At 60.8% G+C, this 915-nt stretch carries 2 protein-coding genes; both read right to left on the minus strand.

Features of this window, described 5'->3' with window-relative positions:
- Positions 1-263, minus strand: a 263-nt coding sequence (locus EN932_RS37000; RefSeq protein WP_164890886.1) for an SRPBCC family protein, incomplete at its 3' end; no start/stop codon positions are given.
- Between the two features lie 132 nt (positions 264-395).
- Positions 396-915, minus strand: a 520-nt coding sequence (locus EN932_RS37005) for an AraC family transcriptional regulator (protein ID WP_164890887.1), incomplete at its 5' end; no start/stop codon positions are given.

Here is a 915-nt window from a genome sequence, read left to right on the forward strand (position 1 = left end):
GTCAGCGGCTGCGGCGTCTCGAGGATGGAGTAGCTGACCAGGTAATTCTGATCGGAGAAGTCGAGCAGCTTTTCGCGCAGGCGGGTGCCGCTGGCGAGCTGGAAATTGCGCACGCAGCCGATCGTGGTGGCATCCTTGCCGTCTTCAATGTGGCTTTCCACCATGCGCGGATGCCAGTCCGGCAGCCCGTTGAAGTCGCGTATGCGCGCCCAGACCTTTTCGACCGGCGCGTCGATGACGCTGGAGATGGTGACTTTGGCCATTCAAAATGTTCCCTTGCAAAAGCGATCCGGTGCAAGGGTAGGGCGGCCATTTCAGCGACGCTTATCAATGCGTCTTGAGCGCCTATCAAGGAGTCTGAAAAAGGGCGGGGAGTCTGAAAAAGGGCGGCTGGCTCAGGCGATCGCCCGCGCGGCCTCGCGGTAGAGCGTCGGCGGCACGCCGACATGGTCGCGGAAAAAGCGCGAGAAATTGCCTTGCGTGGTGAAGCCGAGATTGCAGGCGACGGAGATCAGCGGTTCCTGCGACCATTGCAGCTGCCGCACCGCTTCCTCCATGCGCAGCGTGTTCCAGTAGACATTGGGCGTCAGATTGGTCTGTTCCTTGAACAAAGCGAAGAAATGCGGTCGCGACAGGCCGACGCTGCGCGCCACGTCGTCGAAGCAGATGCGCTCGCAGACATTGGCTCTCATCAACTGGATTGCCTTGCGGACACGAAAATCCTGCATGGTGTTGATGCGGACACGGGCCTCCTGCGGCGCCGAGGCGTCGGCGGCGTCGAGCACGCTATCGATGAAACGCTCGATCTCGTAGTTGGCGATATCGTCGACGCTCTCATTGTCGCTGAGGTGGTCGAGCAGATTGGCGGCGGCCTGATGCAGCCACGGTTCCAGCGTGATCGCGGCTTGTGAAAAC

This window comes from Mesorhizobium sp. M7A.F.Ca.US.002.01.1.1, from assembly GCF_004022955.1.
Taxonomy (GTDB): domain Bacteria; phylum Pseudomonadota; class Alphaproteobacteria; order Rhizobiales; family Rhizobiaceae; genus Mesorhizobium; species Mesorhizobium ciceri.